The 7,161-nt window shown below is 69.8% G+C and carries 6 protein-coding genes; all 6 read right to left on the bottom strand.

Going from position 1 to position 7,161, the window contains the following annotated elements:
* Positions 1 to 62 precede the first annotated feature (62 nt).
* On the bottom strand, positions 63 to 1,373 hold the full coding sequence (locus ACWD10_RS03535) for a class I SAM-dependent methyltransferase (protein ID WP_451086516.1): 1,311 nt from the start codon (positions 1,371 to 1,373) through the stop codon (positions 63 to 65).
* Positions 1,374 to 1,651: 278 nt separating this feature from the next.
* Positions 1,652 to 3,097: an NAD(P)/FAD-dependent oxidoreductase gene (locus ACWD10_RS03530; RefSeq protein ID WP_451086514.1), complete on the bottom strand. Its 1,446-nt coding sequence runs from the start codon at positions 3,095 to 3,097 to the stop codon at positions 1,652 to 1,654.
* A gap of 439 nt (positions 3,098 to 3,536) precedes the next feature.
* Entirely contained in the window at positions 3,537 to 4,478 is a 942-nt protein-coding gene (locus tag ACWD10_RS03525; protein WP_451086512.1) for a Ppx/GppA phosphatase family protein, read from the bottom strand.
* Positions 4,475 to 5,023 (bottom strand): DUF501 domain-containing protein, encoded by a 549-nt coding sequence (locus ACWD10_RS03520; protein WP_451086510.1) that lies wholly within the window; start codon positions 5,021 to 5,023, stop codon positions 4,475 to 4,477. Before ACWD10_RS03520 ends, ACWD10_RS03525 begins: the two co-directional genes overlap by 4 nt.
* A 144-nt stretch (positions 5,024 to 5,167) precedes the next feature.
* On the bottom strand, positions 5,168 to 5,686 hold the full coding sequence (locus tag ACWD10_RS03515) for a septum formation initiator family protein (protein ID WP_451086508.1): 519 nt from the start codon (positions 5,684 to 5,686) through the stop codon (positions 5,168 to 5,170).
* A 121-nt stretch (positions 5,687 to 5,807) separates the two neighbouring features.
* The gene (eno, locus tag ACWD10_RS03510) at positions 5,808 to 7,088 is read right to left on the bottom strand and encodes a phosphopyruvate hydratase (RefSeq protein ID WP_451086506.1); all 1,281 of its coding nucleotides are present in this window, start codon (positions 7,086 to 7,088) and stop codon (positions 5,808 to 5,810) included.
* Positions 7,089 to 7,161: the final 73 nt, after the last annotated feature.

Here is a 7,161-nt window from a genome sequence, read left to right as displayed (position 1 = left end):
CGTACCTTGTGGCCGCCGCAGTTGAGGCAGGTCGGCGGGGCGGGGCTGGGGAAGAAGACCCCTCAGCTCCGCCAGTCCCGGGCCCTGAGCGGCATCCTCGACCCCCCGGAGGGCTCCGGCGTCCGCACCGCCAGGATCTGGTTCACCCCGATCCGGTTCTGCTCGAAGGCCAGGGCCGAAGCCGCCATGTACAGGCGCCACACCCGCGCCCGCCCCGGCGACGCGAGCCGGACCGCCTCGCCCCAGTGGGACTCCAGGTTCGCCACCCACTTCCGCAGCGTCAGCGCATAGTGCTCACGGATCGCCTCCATGTCCCGCACCTCGAAGCCCGCCTGCTCCAGGAGCGAGGTGGTGCGGCCCACCGGGGCCAGCTCCCCGTCCGGGAAGACGTACGCGTCGATGAACTCGTCCACGGAGTACGCGTCCTCATCCGCCAGCGGGCGGCGCGCGATCTGGTGGTTCAGGAGCCGCCCGCCGGGCTTCAGGAGCCGGTACAGGTCTTGCGCGTACTCCAAGTACCGCACCGAGCCGACGTGTTCGGCCATGCCGATGGACGAGATCGCGTCGTACGGGCCGTCCGAGACGTCCCGGTAGTCCTGGACGCGGATCTCGATCCGGTCCGTGAGGCCCTCCCCCGCGATCCGCTTGCGCGCGAACGCCGCCTGCTCCCGGGACAGCGTCACCCCGACGACCTGCGCGCCGTACTCGCGCGCCGCGTGGATCGCCATCGAACCCCAGCCGCAGCCGACGTCGAGCAGCCGCTGACCGGGCTTCAGGTCCAGCTTGCGGCAGATGAGGTCGAGCTTGTCCCGCTGGGCGTCCTCGAGGGTCGCGTCCGGCGACTCCCAGTACGCGCAGGAGTAGACCATCGACGGGCCGAGCACCAGCGCGTAGAAGTCGTTGCCCACGTCGTAGTGGTGGCTGATCGCCTGGCGGTCGCGGATCTTCGTGTGCAGGGGGCCGCTGCGGTGGCCGACCTCCTCGGCGGGCGGTGGCGGGGGCGGCAGTGGTCCGCCGAGCTTGACGAGTTCGCGCACGGCCGCGCGGACCCGCGGGTCGCGGGCGATCTCCAGCTTGCCGCGTACGGGGGCGTCGCTCTCCCAGATGAGTCCGGCCATCAGGTCGAGGGCGTGGAAGAGGTCGCCCTCGATGTCGATCTCACCGGCCACCCAGGCGCGGGCCAGACCGAGCTCGCCCGGCTTCCACAGCAACCGGCGCACGGCGCGTCGGTGCTTCACCACGAGAACCGGGGCGTCGGGCGCACCGGGAGGCCCACTCTCACTGCCGTCCCAGGCGCGGATGCGGACCGGGAGCTGGGCTCCGCCCAGTAGGTCTTCGGCGAGAGTCCTCAGCCGCCGCGCGGCGTCTGCCATGGTGGTTCACCTTCCCTGGTTCAGTCCCGGAACGGTTCAACACCACGTAAACACCAACAACCGCCGCGTGAAGTCCCGTTGCGACATAACGACACGGCAAAAATAAATGCAGGCGACATCTATCTGGCCCTGTCCGGGCCTGCCCCGGGCCTGTTCAGAGCGTATGACCGGTCCCGGGCCTGTTCAAAGCGTATGAACAGCCGAAGGGGCCGCCCGCACCACGGATGGCGGGCGGCCCCTTCGGGGGTCGAACAGTGAGTCGGCCTACGACCCGGGGGTCAGGAAGCCTTGGCCGCGGGCTTCTCCTTGGCCTTGGTCTTGGCCTTGGCGCCGTTGCCCTTTGCGGACTCGGCGCCGTTGCCCTTCGCGGCCACCGGCGGCGCGACCGGCGCCGGCTTGGCGGCCTCGTAGAACTCCTCGCGCGGCGACTCCATGGCGCCGAGCGAGACGACCTCGCGCTTGAGGAACATCGCGAGGGTCCAGTCGGCGAAGACGCGGATCTTGCGGTTGAACGTCGGCATCGCCATGCCGTGGTACGCGCGGTGCATGTACCAGGCCAGACGCCCCTTGAGCTTGATCTTCATCTTGCCCATGACGATCATCGCGACGCCCTTGTGGAGGCCGAGGCCCGCGACCGCACCCTTGTTGGCGTGCTTGTAGTCGCTCTGCGGGAAGCCGCGCATGCCCGAGATGACGTTGTCGCCGAGGACCCTGGCCTGGCGCAGCGCGTGCTGGGCGTTCGGCGGGCACCAGGCGTTCTCGTTGCCGTGGGCGCGGCCGACCAGGTCCGGGACCTGGGCGTTGTCGCCCGCGGCCCAGATGTAGTCGGTGCCCTGCACCTGGAGCGTGGCCTGGGTGTCGACGTGGCCGCGCGGGCCGAGCGGCAGGCCGTAGCGGGAGAGCACCGGGTTGGGCTTGACGCCCGCGGTCCACACGATCGTGTTGGAGTCGACCTCGAGGCCGTTCTTGAGGACCACGTGGCCGTCGACGCAGGAGTCCATGGAGGTCGAGAGGTAGACCTCGACTCCGCGGCTCTCCAGGTGCTCCTTGCCGTACTGGCCGAGCTTCGGGCCGACCTCGGGGAGGATCTTGTCGGCGGCGTCGACGAGGACGAAGCGCATGTCCTCGCGCTTCACGTTCTTGTAGTACTTCGTCGCGTCGCGGGCCATGTCCTCGACCTCGCCGATGGTCTCCGCACCCGCGAAGCCACCGCCGACGAAGACGAAGGTCAGCGCCTTGCGGCGGACCTCCTCGTCGGTCGTGGAGTCGGCCTTGTCGAGCTGCTCGAGGACGTGGTTGCGCAGGCCGATGGCCTCCTCGATGCCCTTCATTCCGATGCCCTGCTCGGCCAGACCGGGGATCGGGAAGGTACGGGAGATGGCGCCGAGCGCGATGACCAGGTAGTCGAAGGGCAGCTCGTACGCCTCGCCGGTGAGCGGCGAGATCGTGGCGACCTTGCGGTCCTGATCGATGGTGGTGACCCGGCCGGTCAGGACCTCGGCCTTGGGCAGCACGCGTCGCAGCGGGACGACGACGTGCCGCGGCGAGATGCTGCCGGCGGCGGCTTCGGGGAGGAAGGGCTGGTACGTCATGTACGAGCGCGGGTCGACGACCGTGACGGTCGCCTCGCCGTAGCGCATCTTCTTCAGAATGCGACGAGCTGCGTACAGGCCTACGTACCCACCGCCTACTACGAGGATCCTGGGACGCTCCGTGGTGCTCATGCCATCGAGTATCCACCCCCTCCTGGGGCATCGCTCGTGAGCCCCTTCACAAGGGTCTGGACCCCCTCTGCTACACTCCGCGACCCGCGTGATCCAGGTCATGCTCACAGGCGGGAACCATGGGGTACGTCCGGACCGTTGAGACCCCCGCTGAGCTGCCCCTCTGGCCGCAACCGGGGCGCGGGCGAAGCCTCAACTTCCCCTCCCCGTCACGCGTCTGGAACCGTCCCGCGCCCGGGAGTTCGGGGCGCCGCGGACCCTCTCGACCCCCTAAAACGACCCCAGGTACGGACCTGGACCCCCCGACAGGCCACTTTTCCTTGTGAAGAACTTCACGAAGTTTCTGCGGGCGACGGGTCGGAAGCCCTGCTCCCGACCCGTCTCTGCCACTCAAAGGCGCGGTCAGCCGCTCGCCTGAGATTCCCAGGCCAGCGGAACCTCAGGCCAAGGTCCAGGCGATGCCGTCCAGAATGTCGTGTTCGCTCACGACGACCTCATCTGCACCGATCCACTCCATGATCATGAGGAGTACGAGCGCGCCCGCACCGATCACATCGACCCGGCCCGGGTGCATCGGGCCGATCGCGGCGCGCTCGTCGTGCGTCGAGTGCAGAAGCCGCGTGGTGATCTCCTTGACCTGAGCGAACGGGATCCGCGCGTGGTGGATCGCGGCCGAGTCGTACTCCTGCAGGCCGAGCGCGATCGCCGCGACCGTCGTGACCGAACCGGCGAGGCCGACCAGGGTGCGCGCGGACGTGATCGGCACGGTCTGCGTGACGAGGTCGAGGGCCTCGGCGATATCGGCGCGGATGGCCGCGATCCGATCCTCGGTGGGCGGATCGACGACGTTGCCGCCCTGCACAAGGTGACGCTCGGTCATCCGGACGCAGCCGATGTCGACGGAGCGGGCGGCACGTACGTGGTCGTGGCCGACGACGAACTCCGTCGAGCCGCCGCCGATGTCGACGACCAGGTACGGCTCCGCTACATCCGCGCGACCGGTCAGCTCCTTGGTCGCACCCGTGAAGGAGAACTCGGCCTCCTGGTCGCCGGTGATCACCTCGGGCTCGACGCCCAGGATGTCGAGGACGCCGCGGACGAAGTCCGCACGGTTCTCCGCGTCGCGCGAGGCCGAGGTGGCCACGAAGCGGAGCTTCTCGGCGCCGAGCTCCTTGATGACGGCGGCGTACTCGCGGCACGCGGCGAAGGTCCGCTCCAGGGCCTCGGGCGCGAGCCGCCCGGTCCGGTCGACGTCCTGGCCGAGCCGGACGATCGTCATCCGCCGGTCCAGCTCGACCAGTTCACCCGTCGCTGGGTCGACGTCCGCGACGAGCAGACGGATGGAGTTCGTACCGCAGTCGACGGCGGCTACGCGGGTCACTGGGCGGCCCCCTCGGTCGGCGTCTCGTTCTCGGTCCCCGTCACGCACGGGCCCTTCCGCCACCACTCCGGCAGCATGGCGATCGCCTCGTCCCCGAGGGGATTGACCCCGGGACCGGCCGCGAGCGAGTGCGCGACGAGGACGTGCAGGCACTTCACGCGGTCCGGCATGCCGCCCGCGCTCGGGAACCCGGTCAGCTCCTCGATCTCGTCCCGGCGCCGGATGTAGTCCTCGTGCGCGGCGCGGTAGGCCGCGGCGAGCTCCGGGTCGGTGGCGAGGCGCTCGGTCATCTCCTTCATGACGCCGTTCGCCTCCAGGGTGCCGATCGCCGAGTTGGCCCGCGGACAGGTCAGGTAGTACAGCGTCGGGAACGGCGTGCCGTCGGGCAACCGCGGCGCCGTCTCCACCACGTCCGGCTGCCCGCACGGGCAGCGGTGCGCGATGGCGCGCAGGCCGCGCGGCGGGCGGCCGAGCTGCTCCTTGAAGGCGGCGATATCGGCCTCGGTCGGCTCGGTGCGCTCGGTGGTGGGCGGAGGGGTTTCCATGCCGGTTCTTGAGTCTTTCGGTGCAGTGGTCACATGAGCGGTGGTCACGGGAGAGGGGGCTTCGGGGCTTCGGGGCTTCGGGGCTTCGGGGCTTCGGGGCTTCGGGGCTTCGGGGCTTCGGGGCTTCGGGGCTTCAAGCGTGCTTCAGTCGTCGGCGTCGGTGCGGCGGTCCGCCTTGTCCACGCCGTCGAAGAGGTTGACGTACCAGGCGCGGTCGGTACCGGCCGGGTCGGAGCGGCGGCGCTCGGACGCGGCGTCGGCATCGGAGCCGGAGTCCGGCACCGTGAACGCGGTCTCGCCGGGCCGCACCATGTGCAGCCGCTCGCGCGCCTGGCGCTCCACGAACGCCGGGTCCTGCCAGCGGGCCTTCGCGTCACTGAGCCGCTCGGTCTCCGCACGGGCCTCGGCCAGCTGCCGCTCCTGTTCCTGGATGTCGGCGCGCTGGGCGACGTACTGCCGTACCGGATACGCGAGCGCCACGATCAGCGAGCACAGGACCAGGGCGAGCAGCGCCGCGCGGCCGGTGAGCCGGGAGCGGCGGGCCTGGCGCCGGGTCTGGGAGCGGTAGACGCGGGCGGCGGTCTGTTCGCCGAGCAGCCGGATCCGGGTAGTGGTGGTGGCGAACCGGTCCCGGTTCTCCTCACCCGCGTTCCCTCTGGCCACCTCACTCGCCTCCCCGTTACGCGCGTACGTCCCCGCACACGGTACGGGACCGAGTGCGGGGACGTACGAACGACTGGCTAGCGCCCGGGGCCTAGGCCCTGTCCAGCGCGTTCAAGCCGGTTCAGCCCTTGAAGCGGGGGAAAGCGCTGCGCCCGGCGTACACCGCCGCGTCGTCGAGGATCTCCTCGATGCGCAGGAGCTGGTTGTACTTGGCGACGCGCTCGGAGCGGGCCGGGGCGCCGGTCTTGATCTGGCCGCAGTTGGTGGCGACGGCCAGGTCGGCGATGGTGACGTCCTCGGTCTCGCCGGAGCGGTGCGACATCATGCACTTGAAGCCGTTGCGCTGGGCCAGTTCGACGGCGTCCAGGGTCTCGGTCAGGGAGCCGATCTGGTTGACCTTGACCAGCAGAGCGTTGGCCGACTTCTCCTCGATGCCGCGGGCCAGGCGCTCCGGGTTGGTGACGAACAGGTCGTCGCCGACCAGCTGGACCTTCTCGCCGATCCGCTGGGTGATGACGTTCCAGCCCGCCCAGTCGTCCTCGAACAGCGGGTCCTCGATGGAGACGAGCGGGTACGCCGCGACGAGCTCCTCGTAGTACTCCGTCATCTCGGCGGCGGAGCGCTCCTTGCCCTCGAAGAGGTACTTGCCGTCCTTGTAGAACTCGGAGGCGGCGACGTCGAGCGCGAGGGCGATCTGCTCACCGGGGACGTACCCGGCCTGCTTGACGGCCTCGAGGATCAGATCCAGGGCCTCGCGGTTGGAGCCCAGGTTCGGGGCGAAGCCGCCCTCGTCGCCGAGGCCGGTGGCCAGGCCCTTGTCCTTCAGGACCTTCTTGAGGGTGTGGTAGACCTCGGTGCCCCAGCGCAGCGCCTCGGAGAAGGACTCCGCGCCGATCGGGGCGATCATGAACTCCTGGATGTCCACGTTGGAGTCGGCGTGCGAGCCGCCGTTCAGGATGTTCATCATCGGCACCGGAAGCAGGTGCGCGTTCGGGCCGCCCAGGTAGCGGAAGAGCGGCAGGTCGCTGGCCTCGGAGGCGGCGTGGGCCACGGCGAGGGAGACGCCCAGGATGGCGTTGGCGCCCAGGGAGCCCTTGTTGTCGGTGGCGTCCAGGTCGAACATGGCCTGGTCGATCAGGCGCTGCTCGGTGGCGTCGTACCCGACGAGCTCCGGGCCGATCTGCTCGATGACGGCGAGGACGGCCTTCTCCACGCCCTTGCCCTGGTAACGGTTGGGGTCACCGTCACGGAGTTCGATGGCCTCGAAGGCGCCGGTGGAGGCGCCGGACGGAACGGCAGCACGACCCGTGCTGCCGTCGTCGAGGCCGACCTCGACCTCGACCGTGGGGTTGCCTCGGGAGTCCAGGATTTCCCGGGCTACGACGACGTCGATGGACGGCACGAGCATCTCCTTCTGGAATGTGACGCATAGCTGTGCTTGCACGAGGGCCGCGCCATTGCGACCGACCTTGCTT

It is taken from the genome of Streptomyces sp. NPDC002851, assembly GCF_053591935.1.
This window is presented reverse-complemented; position numbering and strand designations above follow the sequence as displayed.